26 protein-coding genes are annotated in these 23,611 nt (G+C 62.9%); 2 read left to right on the top strand and 24 right to left on the bottom strand.

What is annotated here, in order from left to right; all coding sequences use genetic code 11:
• Positions 1-18: 18 nt before the first annotated feature.
• Positions 19-570 carry a hypothetical protein gene (locus AF337_RS38415; RefSeq protein WP_049736271.1) on the bottom strand — a complete coding sequence of 184 codons (552 nt, stop codon included), beginning with the start codon at positions 568-570 and terminating at the stop codon, positions 19-21.
• 505 nt (positions 571-1,075) lie between these two features.
• Here AF337_RS38415 and AF337_RS38410 point away from each other — a divergent pair.
• Entirely contained in the window at positions 1,076-1,816 is a 741-nt protein-coding gene (locus AF337_RS38410) for an SIMPL domain-containing protein (protein WP_049736270.1), read from the top strand.
• Positions 1,817-2,231: 415 nt separating this feature from the next.
• Here AF337_RS38410 and AF337_RS38405 read toward each other — a convergent pair whose 3' ends face one another.
• The 7 genes from AF337_RS38405 to AF337_RS38375 all read right to left on the bottom strand — a co-directional run bounded on the left by AF337_RS38405 (position 2,232) and on the right by AF337_RS38375 (position 6,868).
• Positions 2,232-2,585 (bottom strand): hypothetical protein, encoded by a 354-nt coding sequence (locus tag AF337_RS38405; RefSeq protein ID WP_049736299.1) that lies wholly within the window; start codon positions 2,583-2,585, stop codon positions 2,232-2,234.
• Positions 2,586-2,727: 142 nt separating this feature from the next.
• Positions 2,728-3,033, bottom strand: coding sequence for a hypothetical protein (locus AF337_RS38400; protein ID WP_049736269.1), 306 nt, complete (start codon positions 3,031-3,033; stop codon positions 2,728-2,730).
• 151 nt (positions 3,034-3,184) lie between these two features.
• Positions 3,185-3,607 carry a secondary thiamine-phosphate synthase enzyme YjbQ gene (locus AF337_RS38395; protein ID WP_049736268.1) on the bottom strand — a complete coding sequence of 141 codons (423 nt, stop codon included), beginning with the start codon at positions 3,605-3,607 and terminating at the stop codon, positions 3,185-3,187.
• Positions 3,608-3,681: 74 nt separating this feature from the next.
• The gene (locus tag AF337_RS38390) at positions 3,682-4,035 is read right to left on the bottom strand and encodes a DUF1428 domain-containing protein (protein ID WP_049736267.1); all 354 of its coding nucleotides are present in this window, start codon (positions 4,033-4,035) and stop codon (positions 3,682-3,684) included.
• An 88-nt stretch (positions 4,036-4,123) separates the two neighbouring features.
• Positions 4,124-4,795: a DUF922 domain-containing Zn-dependent protease gene (locus AF337_RS38385; RefSeq protein WP_082336916.1), complete on the bottom strand. Its 672-nt coding sequence runs from the start codon at positions 4,793-4,795 to the stop codon at positions 4,124-4,126.
• Between the two features lie 3 nt (positions 4,796-4,798).
• Positions 4,799-6,019, bottom strand: a complete 1,221-nt coding sequence (locus AF337_RS38380; protein ID WP_049736265.1) for an MFS transporter — start codon at positions 6,017-6,019, stop codon at positions 4,799-4,801.
• 129 nt (positions 6,020-6,148) lie between these two features.
• Complete coding sequence (locus AF337_RS38375; RefSeq protein WP_049736264.1) at positions 6,149-6,868, bottom strand: Crp/Fnr family transcriptional regulator; 720 nt, start codon at positions 6,866-6,868, stop codon at positions 6,149-6,151.
• Between the two features lie 129 nt (positions 6,869-6,997).
• On the opposite strand from AF337_RS38375, the gene AF337_RS38370 reads away from it, so the two are divergent.
• A complete protein-coding gene (locus tag AF337_RS38370) occupies positions 6,998-7,243 on the top strand; it encodes a DUF6894 family protein (RefSeq protein ID WP_049736263.1) in 246 nt (81 codons plus the stop codon).
• Between the two features lie 139 nt (positions 7,244-7,382).
• Here the strand turns inward: AF337_RS38370 and AF337_RS38365 are convergent, their stop codons facing one another.
• The 16 genes from AF337_RS38365 to dnaG all read right to left on the bottom strand — a co-directional run bounded on the left by AF337_RS38365 (position 7,383) and on the right by dnaG (position 23,552).
• Entirely contained in the window at positions 7,383-7,616 is a 234-nt protein-coding gene (locus AF337_RS38365) for a DUF6894 family protein (RefSeq protein ID WP_049736262.1), read from the bottom strand.
• Positions 7,617-7,686: 70 nt separating this feature from the next.
• On the bottom strand, positions 7,687-8,085 hold the full coding sequence (locus tag AF337_RS38360) for a DUF427 domain-containing protein (protein WP_049736261.1): 399 nt from the start codon (positions 8,083-8,085) through the stop codon (positions 7,687-7,689).
• 82 nt (positions 8,086-8,167) lie between these two features.
• Positions 8,168-8,860, bottom strand: coding sequence for a B3/B4 domain-containing protein (locus AF337_RS38355; protein ID WP_049736260.1), 693 nt, complete (start codon positions 8,858-8,860; stop codon positions 8,168-8,170).
• Positions 8,861-8,862: 2 nt separating this feature from the next.
• Positions 8,863-9,762, bottom strand: coding sequence for a DMT family transporter (locus AF337_RS38350; protein WP_049736259.1), 900 nt, complete (start codon positions 9,760-9,762; stop codon positions 8,863-8,865).
• 72 nt (positions 9,763-9,834) lie between these two features.
• Positions 9,835-10,644, bottom strand: coding sequence for an AraC family transcriptional regulator (locus AF337_RS38345; protein ID WP_049736258.1), 810 nt, complete (start codon positions 10,642-10,644; stop codon positions 9,835-9,837).
• Positions 10,645-10,695: 51 nt separating this feature from the next.
• Positions 10,696-11,481 carry an APH(3')-II family aminoglycoside O-phosphotransferase gene (locus AF337_RS38340; protein WP_049736257.1) on the bottom strand — a complete coding sequence of 262 codons (786 nt, stop codon included), beginning with the start codon at positions 11,479-11,481 and terminating at the stop codon, positions 10,696-10,698.
• Positions 11,478-11,639, bottom strand: a complete 162-nt coding sequence (locus AF337_RS43930) for a hypothetical protein (RefSeq protein WP_167347836.1) — start codon at positions 11,637-11,639, stop codon at positions 11,478-11,480. The genes AF337_RS38340 and AF337_RS43930 overlap by 4 nt, the downstream gene beginning before the upstream one ends.
• A gap of 102 nt (positions 11,640-11,741) precedes the next feature.
• Positions 11,742-12,857 carry a DUF930 domain-containing protein gene (locus AF337_RS38335; protein ID WP_049736256.1) on the bottom strand — a complete coding sequence of 372 codons (1,116 nt, stop codon included), beginning with the start codon at positions 12,855-12,857 and terminating at the stop codon, positions 11,742-11,744.
• Positions 12,858-12,881: 24 nt separating this feature from the next.
• Positions 12,882-13,619: a DUF930 domain-containing protein gene (locus AF337_RS38330; RefSeq protein ID WP_049736255.1), complete on the bottom strand. Its 738-nt coding sequence runs from the start codon at positions 13,617-13,619 to the stop codon at positions 12,882-12,884.
• Positions 13,620-13,797: 178 nt separating this feature from the next.
• Positions 13,798-14,091, bottom strand: a complete 294-nt coding sequence (locus AF337_RS38325) for a GYD domain-containing protein (RefSeq protein ID WP_049736254.1) — start codon at positions 14,089-14,091, stop codon at positions 13,798-13,800.
• Positions 14,092-14,294: 203 nt separating this feature from the next.
• Entirely contained in the window at positions 14,295-16,352 is a 2,058-nt protein-coding gene (rpoD, locus tag AF337_RS38320; RefSeq protein WP_049736253.1) for an RNA polymerase sigma factor RpoD, read from the bottom strand.
• 469 nt (positions 16,353-16,821) lie between these two features.
• Positions 16,822-17,169, bottom strand: coding sequence for a GFA family protein (locus AF337_RS38315; RefSeq protein ID WP_049736252.1), 348 nt, complete (start codon positions 17,167-17,169; stop codon positions 16,822-16,824).
• 10 nt (positions 17,170-17,179) lie between these two features.
• Positions 17,180-18,217, bottom strand: coding sequence for an L-threonine 3-dehydrogenase (gene tdh / locus AF337_RS38310; protein WP_049736251.1), 1,038 nt, complete (start codon positions 18,215-18,217; stop codon positions 17,180-17,182).
• A 178-nt stretch (positions 18,218-18,395) separates the two neighbouring features.
• On the bottom strand, positions 18,396-19,583 hold the full coding sequence (locus AF337_RS38305) for a glycine C-acetyltransferase (protein WP_049736250.1): 1,188 nt from the start codon (positions 19,581-19,583) through the stop codon (positions 18,396-18,398).
• A 97-nt stretch (positions 19,584-19,680) separates the two neighbouring features.
• Positions 19,681-21,546, bottom strand: coding sequence for a DNA helicase RecQ (gene recQ / locus AF337_RS38300; protein ID WP_049736249.1), 1,866 nt, complete (start codon positions 21,544-21,546; stop codon positions 19,681-19,683).
• On the bottom strand, positions 21,546-23,552 hold the full coding sequence (dnaG, locus tag AF337_RS38295; RefSeq protein ID WP_049736248.1) for a DNA primase: 2,007 nt from the start codon (positions 23,550-23,552) through the stop codon (positions 21,546-21,548). The genes recQ and dnaG overlap by 1 nt, the downstream gene beginning before the upstream one ends.
• Positions 23,553-23,611 lie beyond the last annotated feature (59 nt).

The following is a 23,611-nucleotide window of genomic DNA, read 5'->3' as shown; positions in this document are numbered from 1 at the left end:
CGCCGTCGGCGGCCGTCCTCAGTTCACCGCGGGCGCTGCCGGTTCGCCCCAGCTTGATATGGGCTGGCCGGTCTTGGTTTCCACCCTCATGTCGTAGAGCGCCAGCGAAGCCTGCAGCTGCCGCATGTCGTTGCAGCGGTTGATGATGCCGCCGATATATTGCACGCAGTCGCTGGCGCTGCCCTGCGCCGAGCCCGTCGCCCAATCCTTGACGATCCCATCGGCGCCCACCAGGAAATAGGACAGCCGGTTGTTCTGCGACACCGTGGAGCTGCCGACCAGGCCGGCGAAATTCGTGCCGGTCTCGGTCTTGGCTGCGGGCGCCATATGCCGGTAGATCGTCATGCCGTTCTTCAGCGGCGTCGCGCCGATCATCGGCCCATAGGTGGCGTCGGAACCGGAAAGCCGCGCCATCGGCGACTGGCCGAGATTGGCGATCTCCGCATAGGGTTTGCCGAGCGCATAGCTGGTGTAGGAGCGGTTGGCGGCATTCTCCGCTTTTTCCGCCACCTGGGAGCAGCCCGCCAAGCCGATGGCGAGGCCGAGCGAAAGAATTGTCATGAAGCGCATGCTGCCCCCTTACCGGACACAGCCTGTCCGCCCCTGTTTCTTAACCCCGTCTTTGCTAGCAGGTTTGGGGGATTTGGGAAGGTGGTGGGAAGACGCAGGAATGGAGAGGCTGTGCCGTGGCAGCCCCCTCTGCCCTGCCTCCACGCGTCATGCACTGCCGTTACCGGCGTCTGAGAGCGTCACCTTCTCCTCCCTCATTCCTGTGCCTGTCACAGGAATCCAGCCACCGCGCGTCTGCGCGGTGAATGACTTTTTACGCTGAAGCAGAGTCTTCCGCGCCCAAAGACTTGGGCGCACTGGATTCCTGTGACGAGCACAGGAATGAGGGAGGAGAAGGCGGAGACCCTCACCCCAGCCTGGCAGAGGGGTCTGGCACGGCACACCCTCTCCTCCCGCCCCCGCACATTTTTCTCTCCATCCGCACTCGCCCTTCCCTTCCGCCGCAATAGCTTCACAATCAACCGACAGAACGTTCATCCGGGAAACGACAACTAGGGAATGAAACATGGCGCCGATGCTTTCCAAGACTCTTCTGATGACTGCCCTTCTGGCCCTGCCGCTCGGCAGCGCAGCGCCTGTTTTGGCGCAGGAGGCAAAGCCGCGGGAGGCGGTGATTTCGGTGACGGGCGATGGTGAATCGGCCCTCGCGCCCGATATGGCCGTCGTCAATCTCGCGGTCGTCAAGCAGGCGAAGACCGCCCGCGAAGCGCTCGACGAGAACAACAAGGCGATGAACGAGGTGCTGAAGGCGCTGAAGGACGGCGGCATTGCCGAGCGCGATCTGCAGACCTCCGGCTTCTCCATCCAGCCGCAATATAATTATCCGCAGCCGGTCGATGGCCAGCAGCCGCCGCCGCAGTTGATCGGCTACCAGACCATCAATTCGGTCACCGTCCGGCTGCGCGATCTTGCCAAGCTCGGCCAGGTGATCGACCAGTCCGTCACCCTCGGCATCAACCAGGGCGGCGATATCCAGTTCACCAACGACAAGCCGGAAACGGCCCTCGAAGAGGCGCGCAAGAACGCCGTCGCCGAAGCGGTGAAGAAGGCGAAAACGCTGAGCGAAGCCGCCGGCGTCAAGCTCGGCCGCATCATCGAGATCAACGAGAATGTGCCCCGCCCGATGCCGCAGCCGGTCTATCGCGCCACGATGATGAAGGAGGCCTCGGATGCGGCGGTTCCCGTCCAGGGCGGCGAGAACAATTATACCGTCAGCGTTACGGTGACTTTTGCGATCGAGCAGTAAATGAGAAAGTGCCGCGCGTCGGCCCCTCATCCGCCTGCCGGCACCTTCTCCCCGTTTAACGGGGAGAAGGGGATATGACGCGACCTCTCCGTCCCTCACCAACGTCTCGCGTGGCAAGTCCCCTCGCCCCGTTTTTACGGGGAGAGGGCTAGGGTGAGGGGCAACCTTGTGGCTCCGAAGCATCGCGCCAGGTAAGAGCGCAACTGTCATCAAACCGAACACAAAAACAAAACCGCCCTTGCCGATCCCGGGAGACGGGCAAAGGCGGTTCTGCAGCGCCGCACGTCTTTCAGACGTGCAAAGGACGCTGCAGCACTTTGAATTACTGCATAATTTTGTCCTTAGATCGTTTCCGATCTAAGGAATTATGCAGTAGCCGCCGCGTCGGGGAGACGGGGCGGTATTCTAATCTATATCAGCGGCGCAGAGCCGGGCAGCCGCGGACGTTGCCGAAGCTCATCTCGCCGGGGCCGCGGCGTGTCCAGCCCTGGACGATGACGCGGCGCGGGGTGACGTCGACGACGCGGGCGCGGCGGAAGCCGTAATCGCGGGCCATGTCTTCGGCCAGACGCGGATCGCAGCCGCGCGGACGGCGGTCGTAGCCCGGACGGTCGTAGCCCGGAGCCGGACGGCGGTAGTCCCGCGGCGCGTCACGGTCCTGATCGCCGATAATGATATTCAACTGCGCGGCGGCGGGCGCCACCGTGCCGGCAAGGGTGCCGGCGGTCAGCATGGCGGCAAGACCCGCCTTTGCCAAAAACTGCATCATCGAAAAACCTTTCGTTTCAAAGTCGGTGCGGCCGAGCCGCCCGGGAATCACTCATACGGATTAGAGAAGAAGCGGCTGAAAGTGTCGCCGTCAAGGCAAAAGCGGCCGGCAAGCGCCGTGTCGGCGCTTGCCGGCGCAGTCCTCAGCGCCGGATCAGCGGGCAGCCGCGGACATTCGCGAAGGTGATCCTGTCCCAGCCGCGGCGGTCGCGCCCGGCAACGACGACGACGCGCGGCGACATGCGGGTGATGCGGGCATCCCGCAGGCCGAGATAACGTGCCTTGTGCACGGCGCGCATCGGCGAGCAGCCGCGGATCGGGCGGTGGTACTGCGCCTCGACGACGAAATTCGTCTGCGGCCCTGCGGCTGCGGCCGTGGAAACGGTGGCGGGAATGGCGCCGAGAGCGAGCACTGCGGCGAGGCAAGCCTTGGTGAGGAAATGCGTCATAGGTGTCTCCGTCGATTGATCTTTATCTCTCGCATGCCGTTTTCGCGCGCCATGCTTAAGCTCCCTTCAGGGATTGTCTCGACAGTAAACGCTGCAAACTGAACGGGGTTCGAACCAGGCATTCAGTTTTCATTCAGAAGGATTAATCCTTTCACGAACTCAGATGCAGCACGATTTCGCGCCGGTGCGGCCGGTCGCGGTGTTCGAAAAGATAGAGGCCCTGCCAGGTGCCGAGCAGCAGCCGACCGCCTGCGACGGGAATGCCGATCGAGACCTGCGTCAGCGCCGCCTTGATATGCGCCGGCATATCGTCCGGGCCTTCGGCCCGATGCACGACCCAGCCCATGTCAGGATCGGAGGCCGGCGGCACCAGGCGGCGGAAAAAAGAGAGAAGGTCGGCTTGCACGTCGGGATCGGCATTTTCCTGGATCAGCAGCGAGCAGGAGGTGTGGCGCACGAAGACGGTGAGAAGCCCCTCACCCTGCCCCGAGGCACGGACGAAGGCATTCGCCTGGTCGGTGAATTCGTAGAGGCCCTGTCCGCGTGTGGGCAGGGTCAGGATCGTCTGTGGCAAGGCGCTCTCCCGTCTCGGAATATGATCGCCGCGAGTTGGCGCGCCGTGACGGCCAAGTCAATGCCTGCATCGGCTCAGAGCTTGATCAGCGTCTCGAAGCCGCCATAGATCATCCGCTTGCCGTCGAAGGGCATCTGCCACTGGTCGCCCTTGAGCCTGGAATCCGCCATCACCTTGGCGTTGATATCGTCGCGCTCCTGCCGGGAGCGGTAGACGATCCAGGCAAACACCACGACCTCATCTTCTTTCGCCTGCACGGCGCGGGGAAAGGAGGTCAGTTCGCCATAGGGCACGTCGTCGCCGATGCATTCGACATATTCGAGCGCACCATATTCCTTCCAGATCGTGCCGGCGAAGGTCGAGAACGTCTTGTAGGCCTCGATATTCTCCTTCGGCACCGCCACGATGAAACCGTCGACATAGGACATTGCACGCCTCCTCCATCCATCTCGCGCTGGGGAGAGAAATAGGAGAGCGGCCGGGCAGGTCCAGGGAGGAAGCGCCGGGCAGAGGCAATCAAGGCCCATTCACCAGCTTGAGGATGAGCTGCTGGATATTGCCGCCGTCGCCCATTTCGATCTTGTCGAAGTCGCGGCCGCGCTGGCGCTGCCTCATGGAGATCTCGCCGAGGCGGCGGGTCAGCTCGATGCGGATCTTCTTGCAATCGGGGTCGTCGGCAACGGTGAGGCCGATGCTGATCGTCTCGATCTCCTTGACCATCTCCTTGATGGTCTCGCCATGCACGCGCTCATGCGCCTGCACGCCCGTGATGAAGCTCTCCCAGCTGCTGCCGACGGCCGGCGGCAGCGCGGCCGATGGTTTCGGCAGCGTATAGGTGATGATCAGCTTCGGCCGGTTGGTGGTGATGACGCAGGCATTGCCCTGCGCTTCGTATTTCCGGGTCCAGGTCAGCTTGAACGTCGTATGCGCGATCACCCGGCCCGTGACCCCGGCCTTTGGCCCCCGCGCCCCGATCGATTCGTAGAGTTCGGCGCCGGTCGTTCCCGATATCGAATAGGGCCGCACCTCTTCCACAGCCTGCCAATCGGCCCGTGCGGCGGCCGGCACCGATGCGAAAAACGCCGCCAATACATAGGGTAGAAAGGTTTTCGTCACGCGCGGCCCCGCCGAATTATGATTTGCGCGGACCCTAACGGGAGCCGCCGCCGCTTTCAACGCGCCATGCATGCATCAACCCTGCAGCGTCTTGACCTTGGTGAGATCCGGGAAGAGCCGCATCCACAGGAGCACAACGATAACGGTGCCGAGCCCGCCGACGATGCCGGTGGCGACCGGGCCGAGGGCTGCCGCCATCATGCCGGATTCGAATTCGCCGAGCTGGTTGGAGGTGCCGATGAACAGCGAGTTGACCGCGCTGACACGACCGCGCATCTCATCCGGCGTCAGGAGCTGCACCAGCGAGCTGCGCACGACGACGCTGACAGTATCCGAGGCGCCGACGACGAGCAGGGCCGCGACCGAAAGCACGATATTGGTGGAGAGCGAGAAGACGATGGTGGCGATGCCGAACACGGCGACGGCAGCAAGCATCTTGCGCCCGACATTGCTTTCGAGCGGCCGGCGGGCAAGCAAGATCGACATGGCGAGCGCGCCGATCGCCGGTGCGGCGCGCAGAAGTCCGAGCTCCCACGGGCCGGCATTGAGGATATCACGGGCAAATATCGGCAAGAGCGCGGTAGCGCCGCCGAGCAGCACCGCGAAGAGATCGAGCGAGATCGTGCCGAGCATCACCGGCCGGCTGCGGATGAAGGCGACGCCGGCAAAGACCGAGGCGAGCGTTACCGGCTCCCGCTTGGAAGGCGCCCATTGCATGCGGATCGAGATGACGTTGACGCTGGCGGCGGCAAAGAACAGCGCCGACACGGCGAAGGGCGCCACCGGGTTCAGCCCGTAGAGCAGGCCGCCGAGCGAGGGGCCGATAATCAGCGCCGTCTGCATCATAGAGGTGGAGGTTGCGACCGCCTTCTGCAGCATCGAGGCCGGCACGATATTCGGCAGCAGCGCCGCCATGGTCGGCCGCTCGAAGGCGACGACGGCGCCGAGCACGGTGACGGCGACAAGGATGCCTGAAGGCGTCAGCCATTGCTGCCAGGTGGCAACCGCGAGCACCAGCGCCGTTACCGCCTCGATCAACTGGCAGATGAGGCCGATGCGCCGCCGGTCGAAGCGGTCGGCGACATGGCCGACGACAAAGGTCAGCACCGCCATCGGCAGGAACTGGCAGAGGCCGACGAGGCCGAGCGCAAAGGCGCTGTGCGTCTGGTCGTAGATCATCCAGCCCATGGCGATGCCGATCGACTGGAAGGCAAGCGAGGAAAAGACGCGGGAGGCAGCGAAATTCAGATAGCCGGGGTGGCGAAGAACGCTCCGCGGGGCTTGGGATATGTCCATTGCGATGTCACCGGCCGGCGATGGGAGACGCGGCCTTCAGGAGGTTTTCGTGAATGTCAAAACGGTGTTCTGCTCCGATGAGCGGTTTGTCAATTGCAACGCGCGGTGATGACGGCGCACCGGCCGGCATCAGCGCGGCTCCTTGACGATGTTCAGATAGGCGGGGTCGAATTCGGCGATTTCCTGCAGGCGCTCCCAGTCGACGATGGTGATCGTCCGGTTCTCCCAGGTGAAGACCCCCTCGCGCCTCAGCGCCTGCAGTGTCTTGTTCAGATGGACGACGGAAACGCCGAGCACGTCGGCCATCTCGATCTGCGTCAACGGAAACTGGAAGCTTTCGCCCCGCGTCCGTTTGACGACCTGCAGCCGCACGAAAAGCTCGCAGACGAGATGAGCGATATGGGCGCGTTTGGAGCGCCGGCCCATGGCAACGATCCATTCCCGGTGAATGGCGCCATCGACCAGCGTGTCGAGCCAGAGAAGACGGGTCAGATGCGGCATGCGCTCGGTGATCGCCCTGAGATCGGCATGATCGGCGAAGGCGACATGACAGGCCGACAGCGCAACGATGCCGTGATCCATCTTCTTGACGGGAAAGGCGTGCAGGTCGACGAAATCGCCGGCGACATGCAGCGCGGTAATCTGGCGGCTGCCATCGGCCATCACCTTGTAGCGCGCCGCGAAACCATCGATCAGCAGCGTGCTGTAGGGCGGCCGGCTGCCTTCGGGGACGATATCCTCTCCGGCAACGAAGTGCCGGTCCTTGACCAGGATCGACCGGAGAAGGTTTTCCTCCTCTGCCGACAGCACATCGCGGCTTCCAAGGTTGAGCAGCAGGGCTTCAATCACGGGCTTGTCCGCCGATAGCACAAGAGGTGATCATGACGATGCGACCTGTATTTTCTATAAGAATCAATGCCTAGCCTCGGGAACAATTGTCTTCATCTGTAATTTCCCCTGTGACGCACAGGAAGAAACATGGCTCGCTACTTTTTCGATCTGCATAACGGCGAAGGTCCGACACGCGACGAGCATGGCACCGAGCTCAGATCGCGCGCGGACATTCCCAAAGAGGTGACCCGCATCCTGCTGGATGTGGCCCGTGACGAACTGCCCGCGGGTGATCGCACCATCATCGCCGTCACCGTTCGCAACGAAAGCGGCGATCCGGTGACGGTTGCCAGCCTCGTCTTCAACAATGAATGGCTCGACGTCCTGCGATAGCGGCCGCCGCGACGCGGCTTTGGCTCTTCGTTTATGCATGTCGCAGCATGCATTAGGACCCGCCTTCATAGCCGGCAATTAAATTTGACATAGTCGCGCCATTGCTCTGACTGACGGAGAGGCGGCATGCCGGCCGCGGCTATTTGAGGATTTCCTCGAGAATCAGCCGGATTTCCGCCAGCGGCCGCCGGCTTTCGTCGAAGAGTTCCACCGACAGCATGTTCAGAGGTTCCGCCGGCAGGCCTTCGGCGGCCATCTCCGCCAGCACGCGGCGCGCCTCTGCTTTGGCGGCGTCGATGGAGGCGAATTCATATCCGGTCTCGGTCGCCCCGACGCCATCACGATCGAGGAGCTGAAAGTAGAATTTCGGCACGACACATCCCCCGCTAGATCAAGTCAACGATCCCGCAACCAACAGGTTCCACCCGAGGACTCTGTCACCGTCAGAAGGTGCCGGCCTCCGGCGAGGCCATTTCCTCGATCGCGTCGACGCGGTCGGGATAGAAGGCGAGATGGTCCTTGATGTTGCCGACCGCGGCATTCGGCGCCTCGTAGCTCCAGACGGCATTCCTTGAGCGTTCGCCGCCCGGAATGATGCTGTAATAGGCCGCGTTCCCCTTATAGGGGCAATGGCTGGAGTGATCGGTGCGCTGCAGCAGCGACATCTCCACATCCTTGCGTGGAATATACTGCACCGGCGGATAGGAGGCCTCGCGCAGCGTCAGCGCATCGCGGCTGTCGGCAATCGTCCTGCCGCCGGCAGTCACGACGACGCGGCAGGGATTGTACTCGACGGTGATCGGATGATCCGGGCCCGGAATCTTGATCGATTTGTCTGACATGAGGTTCGTCTCCAGGAGATATCGATCTCACCGAGATAGGGCGGGCACGCCGCCGGCCCAAGACCTTTCCTGATGACAGGCATTAGAATTCGAAACGCGGCGATGCCAGGCTCAGCATCGCCGTTTTCGGCGCCGCCGGCCAGTGATGCGCCAGCGCCTCCGCCAGCGTTGCGATCAGCCGGCCGATATCCTCGCCGGCAGAGGCGTGCAGGGCCTCGGCGACGATCAGCACCGAGCGCGTCGTCGGCTTTACCGCCGAAAGCCCGCTCTGCCGGTTCGTCCAGCGCCGCGCATGCGCCCTCTCCGCGCCGTCTGCGAAGATCACCTCGTTTGCTTCAGGATGCTCGATTTCGCCGCCGAAGGTCAGATAGGTCTCGTGGCCGCCGGCCCGCCGAACCTCGAGATCATCAGTGATCCGTTCCGTGTCGAAGACGGCGATCGGAATGGCGAAGGCGAGCGAAATCGCATTGCAGAGATCGACCAGCGGATGCAGGCGCGGCAGGCCATGCGCCTGGCGGAAGCGGCGCAGCAGCGCCTCGGCGGCTGAGCGATATTGCGTCGGCTTCAGCCCCATGCGGGAAAAGCCGCGCCGCCACGCCTGGATTTCCGGAAATTCGCCCTCCTGCGCCGCGGCCAGCCGGGCCTCGGCAATCCCACTGAAGCGCGCAATCGCCGTCTCGACATCGGCATCCGCATGGATAGCGTCCATCTGAAGCGCGCCGGCGCGCAGCTCCGGAAACGCCTGCCATATCGCATCGGAATGACGGAACTGCATTTCTATCTTCCTCCAGATATATTCATTGCCGTCCGGCTGCCGGCAAAGGCGAGCCCGAGCACGGCCGCCAAGACGCAGGCGATGCCGGCGACTTGGTTGAGCCCGATCGACTCGCCGAGAATGAGGAAAGCCAGCATGACGGCGCAGACCGGCGCGACCGCAGTGAAGAGCGCCGCTTCCGTGCCGCTCACCCTTGCCGCCCCGGCATACCAGAGCAGGAAGCCGCCGACGGTCGGCACCAGCGCATAATAGACGACGGCAATGACGGCGCTTGTGGACATATCCTGCGCGAGAGGCGCTTCGAACACCGCCGGGATGACGGCGACGGCGAAGCCGATGCCGACCATCAGCGTCGACTGGGCAAGCGGCGGAATGTCAGTCTTCAGCTTCTTGTTCAGCAGGATGAACAGCCCCTCGCAGACGACGGCGCAGAAGATCAGCGCATTGCCGGCGAGCGACCCGCCGGCCGCGTCCGCGGTGACGGCAATCGAGAGCACGCCTGCCGTCGCCAGCGCCACGGCAACAAGCAAAGCAGGCTTCGGCCTTTCGCGGAGCAGCAGAATGGAAATCGCAGCCGAGACCACCGGCAGCGTGCCGATGACCACGCCGGCATCGGCCGCCGAGGTCAGGCTGAGGCCGGAGATCAGCAGCGTCGTATAGCCGACGCTGCCGGCACCGGCCTGGATGACGAGGATCAGGCGGTCATGCCGGGAGAGTTTCGGCAGCCGCACGCCGCTCGCCCGCATCAGCACCAGCAAGACGGGAAAAGCCAGCGCGAAGCGCAATGCCGTGGCGGTGAACGCCGGCAGGCCGGAGGCGATGAGCTTGCTGGCAATGACGGTGCTTCCGACGGTCAGCATGGCCAGCGCCAGATAGAGATAGCCTTGAACCTGCTTCGACATTCGGCGCCTCCTGTTGGACGCGGCGAGAAAACAGCAGGGAGCGGATCGGGTCTTGAACGAAATTGCAGGCGCTCAGAGAAAGGCGCCGGCATAGAGGCTGGGCGACAGGCCGTATTTGCGGACGAAGACACGCGTCATGTGGCTCTGGTCGGCAAAGCCGCTGGCGAAGGCCGCTTCCGCAAGCGGCGTTCCCTGAGCGATCAGCCGCCGTGCGATATGGATGCGGGCCTGGACGAGATAGGCATGCGGCGTCAATCCCGTCGCCTTGGCAAAACCGCGCAGCACCTGGAAGCGGCTGAGCCCGCTTTCCCGCGAGAGATCGGCGAGCGAGACGGCGGCAAGCGGATCGTCGTCGATCAGATCCCGGGCCGCGCGGATCGAGGCCGGCACCGGCGGCCGCTCGTCGCTGCCGCCGCGCTCGCGCATGACATCGGCGACGAGCTGCAGAAACAGTTGCTCGCGGAGCAGACCATCGGCCGCTCCATCGCCGGTGACCACACGAAAGAGCGCCTCGAAGCGGGCGGCGATCGCCCTGTTGCGGATGACCGGATGCGGGATTTCCGATCGCCCTGCCCCGCCGTCGCCGACCTCTCGCGCCAGGCCGGCGACGAACTCGGGATCGAAATAGAGAATGCGCCACGACCGCCGCTGGCCAATCGGCGCGCCATCATGCACCTCGTTCGGATTGACGGTGATGATATCGCCGGCTGTAGCCTCCACCATGCCGCGGCCGCTCAGCGATTTCTGCGCCCCTGATGAGACGAGGCCGATGCCGAACTGCTCATGCGTGTGCCTGGAAAAACTGTGATGCGTTTCCGCTTCCACCGCTTCGACGCCCGCCAGCGCCGAGCGCAGCATCCTGAACTGGTTTTTCGCCGTCATCTGCCCGCAGCTCCGATCGCCGGCCACTCTGCCAGCCGGATGGAGCAATGGCTAGAAGAACTCGTCGAGCAGCTGGAAATAATGGAGCCTAGCCGGATCCGGCATCGTCAGCCCGTAACGATCGAGGAAGGGCTGCACCAGCGCCTCGCCGAAATTATGGGCGATGCTGCGGCAGGCGAGCGCGATATCCTGATGGCGATCGGCGACGCCGAGCCGGCTGCAATCGATATAGCCGGAAAACCCTTCTGCCGAAGCGACGAAATTCGGCAGGCAGGCATCGCCATGGGTGACGACGAGATCCTCGCGATCCGGCCTTCTGCTTTCGAGCTCGGCAAACAGGGTCGCGGCACTTTTCCCAAGCCGCGTCTCGTCGAAATCGGTCTCGTCGACGATGCCGGCCTGCATCCGCGCTTTGGCCGCGGCAATACGGTTCTCCAGCCGGTGATCGAAGGGGCAGGAGGCGATCGGCAGGTCATGGAGACGGGAAAGCGCTGCTGCCAGCAGTTCGACCCGCGCCAGCGGCGTCAGCGCCGAGGCGCTGGCAAGATCATTGCCCGGCAGGGCGCCGATCAGCAGCCAGTTACGCCCGCCGTCGCTTTCCCGGGCTATCACTTCGGGACACGGCAGGCCGGCTGTCTTCAGCCAGCCGAGCCGGACGGCTTCATCGGCAAGCTCGCCGAACGGCCCCGCCGCCTCGACCTTCAGGTAGAGGACCGGCAGCCCCTCGCCTTCCAGCCGGAAGACGCTGGCGGTGGAACGGCCGAGCGCGTCGCGTTCGAACCGGTAGCCGGACAGCCGCTCCGCAAGCGCTCCCGGCAATGTTTTGGAAAATGTCAATGCAGGGTTTCGGCGGGTGCAGCGTCGAGAAGGATTTCGAACGCCTCTTCCAGGGCCGCCACCAGAATATCGGTCAGCTCGTCGCCCTTGTGTTCCAGGAACAGCGCGCTCACGGCTTCATCCTGACGCTCAAGAAAATGCTCGATCTCGTTCGACATATCATTGTCCTCTTCACCGTAACATCACGGCCATGAGGAGAGGCTAGATGCGGTTCCTTGCGTGTGGCTTGTTGCCAGTGAGACGCAATCCCATCGCAAGGCCTAGTCAAGAATATCATACTTCGCATACTGACTGCGGGGGATCAACCCGCCGACTTCGTGGGCAAACGACACGACTTTCGTCGCTCCCTCATCCAACTCGCACCGGAAACGAACGTGGTACCAGCCTTTGGCTGTGCTAAAGGCCGCATCGTCGACGTTGAGAATGCTGCCGGCTCGCAATCCAAAACTGGGCAACGAGATGGGGAAATAACGCGGCGAACCGTGAACAAGTTGGGCCTGAAGCTCGGTGGTACAAAGCGTGGCCACTCGATTTTTACGCGGAAGCCCATTGATCGCAGTTTGTGCAAACGGACTGCCATCGTCCGTCTGTGAAAACAGCGTTTTTGCCTTGGGTAGATCGCTGTTTTTAGCAATCGCTTTAGGCGTCTCAGCGGTCTTTTCTTCAGGCGGTTTGGCCTGCTCGATCGTCGTATTGGTTTCGCCAGACACGTCTGTCGGCGGCCCATTACGCTCCGGCGAAACGTCCGCCGTCGCAACCTCAGGAAGCTTCACGTCATCTGGCAGGGGTTTTGATGGAGGCTCCTCAGTTTTAGGTTTATCGGCCGCCGCCTTTGCCGGCATCTCCGCCGTTTCGGAATCCTGCTGCGGCGGGGTTGTCGCAGGTTTGGCTTCACCTTGCGAAGAATTTCCCGTCAGCGACTTTTCGGGGCCGCTATTCTTATCGCCAAACTCAATGACCGGGCGCAGGGTCGGCATCGGCTTCGTTTGCGCGGGAGTTTTCTTAGCCGCCGCCGCCGGCGGAGGCGGTGGTGGTGGCGGTGGTGGAGGTGGAGGCGGTGGAGGCTGCTTCTTCGCCTGTTCCGGCGGCTTCGGCTCCGGTGGCTTTTCCTTGGGCTTTTCCTCCGGCTTCTTCTCCTCCGGCGGCGGAACGAGTTCGACCTTCACGCTCTCTTCTTCGGCAGGCTTCGGCTCGATCTTCGGCAGGCCGAAGATCAGAAGCGCGACTAGGGGAACATGCAGAAGCACGGACACGACAACACCCCAGCGGATTTCAGGCCGCTGTTTTCCCGTTTCGTGCTGCGTTTCCGCCGGTGCCACGTCTTCTTCTGTCACAGCAGCGATGTGGCCTTTAAAACCGGCAGCATCAAGCCACAAAGGAAAAAAACTGCGTGATCGGCGTCATTGGTCGGCAGCCCCGTCATCGGCCACCAGGTCATGCGCCTGCCATTCGCCTTGCGGAATGGCATCGCCGACGAGAAGGGCGAAGGAGGTGACCTTGCCGGAGCCGGCATCGAGGCCGCATTTGAACTGGATGTTGTACCATGCCCTGTTGCTGCGCAACGCCCCGCCCCTCACCTCGACGCTGTTGCCGCTGATTTTCTCCGGCGCCATCGCATAGGGGGCGAGCAGATCGGGCCGCATATCCGGCCGCGCGTGGCGGACCTGCTCCAGCGCCTCGAGGTCGCAAAGCTGCAGATTGCGCTCGCTGCCGGCAAGGCCGCGCAGCGCCTCGCGGGCGCGCCGGCTGCGCGGATCGGCCAGCACCTTGTCGGAAAACAGCCGGCTTGCGGCGACGAATTCAGCCGGCTTCGGCGCCGGCGGAGCGATCGGCGTCACAGACGGGATTGCCGCAGCAGGCGCATTATTGGCAACCGGCGCAGGCCTTTCTGCTGGGCGCGCCGCGGCTTCGGGCTTTGCCGCTTCAAGCGAAGGCGCCTTGACCGGCTCGGCCGTCTTCACTGCTCCCACCGGCTGCGGAACGATCTCCACCAAGAGACCGTCATCGGGCGATGGCAGCGGCGGCTCGGCCTTCGGCAACAGCAGCAGGAGAAGGAGGATCGCCGCGGCATGCAAGGCGAAGGACGCCGCCGCGCCCCGCTGGATCCCATCGTCCCATTTGCCCGCCGCCAGTTCCATCGGTCAGGAAGCAGCCGTCGGACGATCGGCGGTGATCATGAAACTGGGGAGCGCTTTCATCATGGAGCTTGCCCTAAAATCGGGCCGGGAGCCCTGCCGCGGAAATTGAAGCACGGTGCGACACTGTCAGCACAGCCGAAGCCATGCAACAAATAAAATACACAATCTTTAATTGCATTCAGCCGAGCGAACCGATGAGATCCCGATAGGCCGCCTCAGGAAAGGCCTTCAGCGTCTCGGTCCGGACATTCCCCGCCATGGCGAGCGACAGCGTAAAATGCGCCATCACCGCGTCGTCGGGCGCCTCGCAGACGGCGACCATGTCGTGTCCGCCCATCGTCAGATAGAACTGGTTGAAGGAGCCGCCGACGCCGGCGAGCAGTTTCTTCGCCGCGTCCAGCCGTTTTGTCGAGTCGCGAACAGTACGGATGCCTTGGTCCGTCCAGTTGATCAAAAGAATGTAAGTGGTCATGTCGCACCTCCTAACGGAGGACCGGTCTACGCAGGTATACGTCGACCCTCGCTCGCGCGTCGCGATCGATCTCTTCCCCCGTGGCCGGATTATAGGCCTGTCACCAGGCAGCGACAAGAAAGCCGCCGGGATCATTGGTACTAATCACAACGCAAAAGCCGGGCGCGAGGCCCGGCTTTCCAATCAGAACGACGTTGTCCAAATCAGCTGTCGAGGAACGAACGCAGCTTCCTGGAGCGGCTCGGATGCTTCAGCTTGCGCAACGCCTTCGCCTCGATCTGGCGGATACGTTCGCGGGTGACCGAGAACTGCTGGCCGACTTCTTCGAGCGTATGGTCGGTGTTCATGCCGATGCCGAAGCGCATGCGCAGCACGCGTTCCTCGCGCGGCGTCAGCGAGGCGAGAACGCGGGTCGTCGTCTCGCGCAGGTTCGCCTGGATGGCGGCGTCGATCGGCAGCAGCGCGTTCTTGTCCTCGATGAAATCGCCGAGATGCGAATCCTCTTCGTCACCAACAGGGGTTTCGAGCGAGATCGGCTCCTTGGCGATCTTCAGGACCTTGCGGACCTTTTCGAGCGGCATGGCGAGCTTTTCCGCCAGTTCCTCAGGCGTCGGCTCGCGGCCGATCTCGTGCAGCATCTGGCGCGAGGTGCGGACGATCTTGTTGATCGTCTCGATCATGTGCACCGGAATGCGGATCGTGCGGGCCTGGTCGGCGATCGAGCGGGTGATCGCCTGACGGATCCACCAGGTCGCATAGGTCGAGAACTTGTAGCCACGGCGGTATTCGAACTTGTCGACCGCCTTCATCAGGCCGATATTGCCTTCCTGAATGAGGTCGAGGAACTGCAGGCCGCGGTTCGTGTACTTCTTGGCGATCGAGATGACAAGGCGAAGGTTCGCTTCGACCATCTCCTTCTTGGCGATGCGCGCTTCGCGCTCGCCCTTCTGCACCATGTGCACGATGCGGCGGAATTCCGAGATCGAAATGCCGGTCTCGGTCGCGAGATTCTGGATCTCCTGGCGGATGTCGCGGATCGTCGTGTTTTCGCCGCGGGCGAATTCCTTCCAGCCGCGGGCGGCCAGATTGCCGATCGACTTCATCCAGTTCGGATCGAGCTCGGCGCCCTGATACTGTTCCAGGAATGAGTCACGCTTGACGCCGTAGGATTCGGCCAGGCGCAGCAGGCGGCCTTCGTTGGAAACGAGGCGCTTGTTGATGTCGTAAAGCTGCTCGACCAGGGCGTCGATGCGGTTCTGGTTGAGCGACAGCGACTTGACGGCCTTGATCAGCTCGTCCTTGAGCTCCTTGTAGCGGCGCTCCTGGGCTGAAGACAGCGTGCCGGATGCCGACAGGCGCTGCTCGACCTGCTGGTCCTGCAGCTTGCGCAGCTTCTTGTAGGTCTCGGCGATCGTATCGAGCGTCTCCATCACCTGCGGGCGAAGCTCGGCTTCCATCGCCGCCAGCGAAAGGTTGGATTCGTCCTCGTCCTCTTCCTCCTCCTCGGGAGGCAGTCCCTCGCCGCCGACATCGGTGATGTCGTCGTCGCCGGAGCGGGCGCGGCGGGTCTTTTCCTTTTCCTCGGCGGCCTTGCGGTCGGCCTCGATCTTCTCGGGGCTCTGGAACTGCGGCGCAGCCTTGGCTTCAGGGCCGGAATAGGTGGTTTCGAGATCGATGATCTCGCGCAACAGCGTCGTGCCTTCGTTGAGTTCGTCGCGCCAGATGATGATCGCCTGGAAGGTCAGCGGGCTCTCACAGAGGCCAGCGATCATCGTTTCGCGGCCAGCCTCGATGCGCTTGGCAATGGCGATTTCGCCCTCGCGGGAAAGAAGCTCCACCGAGCCCATCTCGCGCAGGTACATGCGCACCGGGTCATCGGTGCGGTCGGTCGGCTCTTTCTTCTTGGCGGTTGCGAGCGCCGTGCCGCTCGAGGGTGCGAGTTCGCCGCCTTCGCTCTCCTCGTCGCCGCCGGCGTCGTCGTCATCGCCGCCGCTGGAAGCACCGGCTTCCTCGGCTTCTTCGTCTTCGATGACGTTGATGCCCATGTCCGACAGCATCGACATCGTGTCTTCGATCTGCTCGGATGTCACTTCTTCGGACGGCAGGACCGCGTTGAGCTCGTCCATCGTCACATAGCCGCGCTTCTTGGCGGCCTTGATCATCTTCTTGACCGCGTCGTCGGAAAGATCGAGAAGAGGGCCGTCGCTTGCGCCGTCGCGTTCGACTTCCGCGTCTTCGTTCTCTTTGACCTTGGTTGCCATTTATATCGTCGCCTTCCTGACGCTATCCAATCTCGCTACGGTGAATGGGCCGTCTCAGGGCCTGACGCGTCGCTCGCGCCGCCCTCGAATCACCTTTGCCCACCTAACGGGATGACATTTAAAGCCTGATTAACCACGATCGCCGGCATCGGACAGCAAAGCTTTTTTGCTTTTGGATTTCCGGCCATGGTTGCGCGATCCGCCTTGACCCAGTTCACCGTTTCAACAAGTCGAACGGTGATTCCCACATTTTTTGTTCTCGTCAAGCTTTTCTACAAAAAAAGCTCACGAAAGCTCGGAAAAAGCCTTATCCACAGGCTTTGAACCGCGGCAGCGATTGCGAAGCCTTATTTAAGATGCGGCGAACAAAAGACAAGGGCAGCAAAGATTTTGCCCGCCGAGCCAGTTGTTCGCGCCATTTTTGCAGTCCTATCGTTGCTCTATTCGCCTCTGTCCGCACCAATATTGGCTACTTTGCCTCGCCGTCATAGGCCGTCACCTTCAGCGCGCCGAGATCGACCGCGGGAATGCAGCGCAGATTGACCGAGGCCATCGCCGCGCCATTCGGGGCCACGCCTTCGCCGAACGGCGCGATGCCGCATTTGGCGCAGAAGTGATGCCGGATGACATGCCGGTTGAAAGTATAGGTGGAGAGATCCTCTTCGGGCGTCTTCAGCACCAGCTTGTCGCGCGGCACGAAGGCCAGAAGCCCGCCCCGCCGGCGGCAGAGCGAACAGTTGCAGTCCAGCGCCTCGGTGAATTCGCCTTCGACCTCGAAAGCGACCTTGCCGCAATGGCAGCTTCCTTCATAGAGCATGTCTTCCTCCTCACATCCAATCCATTACGACTTTGCCGGAGTTGCCCGAGCGCATCGCCTCGAAGCCGTCGCGGAAATCGTCGATGCCGATGCGATGAGTGATGATCGGCGCAAGGTCAAGGCCGCCCTGGACGAAGGCGATCATTTTGTACCAGGTCTCGAACATCTCGCGGCCATAGATGCCCTTGAGATTGAGCATCTTGAAGATCACCTTGTTCCAGTCGATCTCGAAACCGGCCGGCGCGATGCCGAGAATGGCGATCTTGCCGCCATTGTTCATCTTGTCGATCATGTCGCGGAAGGCGGGCGCCGCCCCCGACATTTCCAGCCCGACGTCGAAACCCTCCGTCATGCCGATCGTCTTCATCACGTCGGCCAGATTTTCCCGGGAGGCGTCGACGACATGGTCGATCCCCAGCTTGCGCGCCAGTTCCAGCCGGTGCGGGTTGATATCGGTGATGACGACCTTGCGGGCGCCGGACCGTTTGGCGACCAGCGCCCCCATGATGCCGATCGGCCCGGCGCCGGTGACGAGCACGTCCTCGCCGACGAGATCGAAGGAGAGTGCGGTGTGCACGGCATTGCCGAACGGATCGAAGATTGCGGCGATCTCATCGGATATATCCTCAGGGATCGCCACGACATTGCTTTCGGGAATGCAGACGAACTCGCCGAACGAACCCGGCCGGTTGACGCCGACGCCGAGCGTGTTGCGGCAGAGATGCCCCCTGCCCGCCCGGCAGTTGCGGCACTTGCCGCAGACGATATGACCCTCGCCGGAAACCCGCTCGCCGACGTGATAGCGGGTGACCGCCGAACCGATCTCGGCGATCTCGCCGGAGAATTCATGGCCGACGACCATCGGCACCGGAATGGTCTTCTGCGCCCACTGGTCCCAGTTCCAGATATGCACGTCGGTGCCGCAGATCGCCGATTTCCTCACCCGGATCAGCACATCGTTCGGCCCGACCTCCGGCACCGGCACATTCTCCATCCACAGCCCGACTTCGGGTTTTGATTTGACCAGCGCCTTCATCATGTTCGACATATCTGTATCCTTGGTCAGTGCCTGTTTCGGCCCCTCATCCGCCTGCCGGCACCTTCTCCCCGCAGGCGGGGCGAAGGGGACACGCGGCGACCTCTCCGTCCCCACCATCCTCTCGCAGGGCACGTCCCCTCGCCCCGTTTACGGGGAGAGGGTTAGGGTGAGGGGCAATCCCCCATTCTCAAATCACACCCAATTCCCGCCCAGCCTCAGCAAAGGCCGCAATCGCCCGCTCAACATCAGCCCTGGAATGTGCCGCCGACATCTGCGTGCGAATGCGGGCCTGGCCTTTCGGCACGACGGGGAAGGAGAAGCCGATGACGTAAATGCCCTTCTTCAGCATCAACCCCGCCATGTCCTGGGCAAGCTTGGCGTCGCCGAGCATAACCGGGATGATCGGATGGCCTTCGCCGGCGAGCGTGAAGCCGAGCTTCGTCATCTCGGCGCGGAAGAGATCAGCATTGTCGGAGAGGCGCTTGCGCAAGGCATCGCCGTTTTCGATGAGGTCGAAGACCTTGAGCGAGGCGGCGGCGATGACCGGTGCCAAGGTGTTCGAGAACAGATAGGGCCGCGAGCGCTGCCGCAGCCATTCGACGACCTCGGCTTTCGCCGCGGTATAACCGCCGGACGCGCCGCCGAGCGCCTTGCCGAGGGTGCCGGTGATGATGTCGATCCGGCCCTCGACGCCGCAATGTTCGGGCGAGCCGCGGCCGTTCCTGCCAACGAAGCCCACCGCATGGCTGTCATCGACCATGACCATGGCCCCGTATTTCTCGGCGAGATCGCAGACGCCGCCCAAATTGGCGATGATGCCGTCCATCGAGAAGACGCCGTCGGTGGCGATCAGCTTGAAACGGCTGCCTTCGGCTTTCTTCAATTCCTCTTCGAGTGCCGCCATGTCGTTGTTGGCGTAGCGGAAGCGTTTGGCCTTCGACAGCCTGACACCGTCGATGATCGAGGCGTGGTTCAGCGCATCCGAGATGATCGCATCTTCTTCGGAGAGCAGAGTCTCGAACAGGCCGCCATTGGCATCGAAGCAGGAGGAATAGAGGATCGTGTCTTCCATGCCGAGGAAGGAAGAGATACGAGCCTCGAGCTGCTTGTGCTCCTCCTGGGTGCCGCAGATGAAGCGCACCGAGGCCATGCCGTAGCCATAGCGGTCGAGCGCCTGCTTGCCGGCCGCGGCCAGTTCCTCGTTGTCGGCAAGGCCGAGATAATTGTTGGCGCAGAAATTCAGCACCCGCTCGCCGGTCGAAATGGCAATTTCGCCTGCCTGCTTGGAGCTGATCACCCGCTCGGATTTATAGAGGCCGGCATCCTTCAGCGCCGAAATTTCGGCACTGAGATGGGAGAGAAATGGCGAGGTCATGGGCGGCCCTTCCTGATGTTTTTTATAGCTTCCGGGTTAGCATATCGCCATCGGCTTGTCTTGTTCAGCGCTGGGCCGAAGACATCCGCCGATCCGCTCAGCCATCCTGCGCCAGGATGATCTCCAGGAAGGCGTCGCCGTAACGCTCGAGCTTCGCCTGGCCAACACCCGATATGGCCAGCAATTCCTTGCGGCTCCTCGGCTTCTCCGTGGCAAAGGCGATTAGCGTCGTATCGGGAAAGACGACATAGGGCGGCACGCCGAGGGATTTGGCGATCGCCATGCGCTCGGCCCGCAGCGCCTCGAACAGAGCGCCGTCGGCACCCGACAGTCCCGACTTGCGCTCGCTGCGCTCCGCCTTCTTCGTGCGCCGTTCGGAGGCCGGACGGTCCTTGCGGAAGAACACCTGCCGTTCATGCTTGAAGACGGCGCGCGCCTCCGGCTCCAGCTTCAGCGCCCCATAGGCCTCGTGATCGACCCGGACCAATCCCATGGCGAGCAGCTGGCGGAAGACTGACTGCCAGATGCGCGACGGAATATCCTTGCCGGCGCCGAAGACCGGCATATCGACATGGCCGAAACGCTCGGTCTTTTCATTGACGTTGCCGACGAGCACATCGACGACATGGCCGGCGCCGAAACGCTCGCCGGTGCGGTAGATCGCGGCCAGCGCCTTGATCGCCGCTTCCGTGCCCTCCCAGGTCTCGACCGGCTTCAGGCAGGTGTCGCAATTGCCGCATTGGCCGGCATGCGCCTCGCCGAAATGCGCAAGGATCGCCTGGCGGCGGCAGGAGGCGGTCTCGCAGATCGCCAGCAATGCATTGAGCTTGGCGCGCTCGACCCGCTTGATCTCAGCGGCGGCAGCGCCCTCGTCGATCATCCGGCCGCGCTGGATGACATCGGCCATGCCATAAGCCATCCAGACCTCGGACGGCAGGCCGTCGCGGCCGGCACGCCCGGTCTCCTGGTAATAAGCCTCGACGGATCCCGGCAGGTCGAGATGGGCGACATACCGTACATTCGGCTTGTCGATGCCCATGCCGAAGGCGACGGTGGCGACCAAGCAGAGGTTTTCCTCTTTCAGAAAGGCATCCTGATTGGCGTCGCGAACCGCCCTGTCCATGCCGGCATGGTAGGCAAGCGCGCGTACGCCCTGGCCGTTCAACCACTCGGCCGTATCCTCGACCTTGGCGCGCGACAGGCAATAGACGATGCCGCTGTTTCCTTTGTGGCCGGATAGGAAGCGCAAAAGCTGCTGACGCGGCTGGTCGCGCTCGACGATTTCGTAAGCGATGTTCGGACGGTCGAAGCTGGTGGTGAAGATCCGGGCAGCGTCGAGCCCCAGCCGCTCGATAATGTCGTCGCGCGTATGCGGATCGGCCGTCGCCGTCAGCGCCACGCGCGGCACGCCGGGATATTGCTCGCCAAGCTGGCCGAGCGCACGATATTCCGGGCGGAAATCATGGCCCCATTGCGAGACGCAATGGGCCTCGTCGATGGCAAACAGCGCGATCTTCTCGTTGGCGATCAGTTCGCGGAAACCATCGGTGAGGATGCGTTCGGGCGTGACGTAGAGAAGATCGAGCCGGCCGGCCGAAAGCGCGCGGCGGACCTCGACGAATTCCTCGCGCGACAGCGACGAATTCAGCGCGGCCGCCCGAATGCCGAGCTGCTTCATCGCCTCCACCTGATCGCGCATCAGCGCAATCAGCGGCGAAACGACGATGCCGACGCCGTCACGGCAGAGTGCCGGGATCTGGAAGCACAGCGATTTACCCGCGCCCGTGGGGAAGAGCACCACGGCATCGCCGCCTGACACCACATGCTCGACCACCTGCTGCTGCTTGCCGCGGAAGGAGGAATAGCCGTAGACCTGCTTGAGAATATCGAGCGGCGCGCGGCCGGCGGAAAACAGCGCAACGGAGGCGGAAAAGCCCGGTTCGTTCCGTTCGGTCTGCGGCATCAGTGGTTCGCCACCCCTTTGACGCGGCCGGATAGCACGCCGAAGCCGTCGATGATCGCCTCCTGGTTCTCAAGCCGCACTCCTTCGAAATGCACTTCCTGCTGCGCCCGCATCAGCTGAACGATCGCCTCGCCGTCGCCGGCTTCGGTCGCCAGCGCAATCTCGCGTTCGAGCTCCATCTTCTGCCGGCGCAACGCCTTTGCCCGTTTGTGGAAGGCGAGCGCCTGTCGATAACCCTCACGCGCATCCTCCATCGCCGCCTCCTCGGTCGCCGTCCAGAGCCTGGCATTGCGCACCTGCTGGTCGAGGCTCTTGATGAGAGGGCCGAATCCTTCGAATTCCAGCCTTTCGGTCAGATAGTCGCGCGTCAGATGCGGGCCAGCGACGGCAGCGGCTGCCCCAAGCATGGCCGACCAGAGCCGCTGCAGCTCGCGGCTGTCGTAGTCGATCGCGGCGATCTCGTCATAATCGTCGATCATCAGCGCCGGATGATTGACGATGGTCAGCGCCAGCACACTTTCGCGCAGCGCCGTATTGTCCCGGTGGCCACGCACGGGGCCCGAGCGGGCGAGCCGGTCGGAAATGACGCTGGGGCTTTTCGGCCCTGCCTTACCCGCATTGTCGCGGCCCGTCCGGGAATTGCCGTTGCCGTTGAAGCCGCGGCGTTCGCCATTGCTGCGGTTCTGGAACTGCGGCTGGAAGAAGGTGTTCAGCCGGTCGCGAATATCCTGCTGGTAATGGCGGCGCACATTCTCGTCCGCGATGACGGCGACCAGCTGCTTCAGCCGCGCCTCGAGCTCGGCGCGCGCCTCGGGCGTGTCGAACTTGCCGGTGTTGATCTCCCGGCTCCACAGCATCTCCGACAGCGGCTTTGCCTGGCTCATCACCTTGTCGAAGGGCGCGCGGCCGTCATCGCGCACGAGATCGTCCGGGTCCTTGCCATCCGGCAGAAGCGCAAAGCGGACGGAACGGCCGGGCTTCAGATGCGGCAGCGCCAGCTCGGCGGCACGATTGGCGGCGCGGATACCGGCGCCGTCGCCGTCGAAGCAGAGCACCGGCTGCGGCACCATCTTCCAGAGAAGCTCAAGCTGGTTTTCGGTGAGTGCCGTGCCGAGCGGCGCCACCGCATTCTCGATGCCGGCCTGATAGAGCGCGATCACATCCATATAGCCTTCGACGGCGATGATGGTGCCGGTCGCATTGTCGTCTTGCGCATCGCTGCGGCCCGGCCCCTGGATGGCGCGGCGGGCGCGAGCGAAATTATAAAGGACGTTGCCCTTGTGGAAGAGCTCCGTCTCGTTGGAGTTCAGATATTTCGCCGGCGCATCTGATGACATGGCGCGGCCGCCGAAGGCGATCACCTTTTCCCGCGACGAGAGGATCGGGAACATGATGCGGTCGCGGAAGCGATCATAGGAAACCGGTACGTTTTCATGAACGACCAAGCCGCAGGCCTCGATCTGCTCTTTGAGCACGCCCTTGCCGGCGAGAAACTCCTTCAGCGCATTGCGGCTGTCAGGCGCATAGCCGAGACGGAAGGTTTCGATGGTGCGCCCGGTCAGCCCGCGATCGCGCAGATAGGCGCGCGCCCTCGCCCCATTCGCCGTCTGCAATTGATCCTGGAAAAATTGAGTCGCCATTTCCATGACGTCGATCAGCGAGCCGCGTTCCTTCTCACGCTTCTCCATCACAGGATCGGCAAGCGGCATCGAAACGCCGGCCATATCGGCGATCTGCTGCACCGCCTCGGGAAAACTCAGACCTTCCAGCTCGGTGAGGAAGCGGAAATGGTCACCGGTGACGCCGCAGCCGAAGCAGTGATAGCGGCCCTTCCGGTCCTCGCAGTGGAAACTCGGCGATTTCTCGCCGTGGAACGGGCAGCAGGCCCAGTAATCGCCACGCGACACGTTGGTCTTGCGCTTATCCCAGCTGACACGGCGCGCAATCACGTTCGAAATCGGAACGCGGTCGCGAATATCATCGAGAAAGGTGTTGGAAAAGCGCATCTATACCTCTTGGCCAGCCTCCATATAAGCTGCTTTACCGCTTCACGCCACGAAACTTG

The organism is Rhizobium ecuadorense (assembly GCF_001187535.1).
GTDB classification, from domain to species: Bacteria; Pseudomonadota; Alphaproteobacteria; order Rhizobiales; family Rhizobiaceae; genus Rhizobium; species Rhizobium ecuadorense.
Note: the sequence above shows the minus strand (reverse complement) of the source record. Positions and strands in the feature narration are given on the sequence as shown.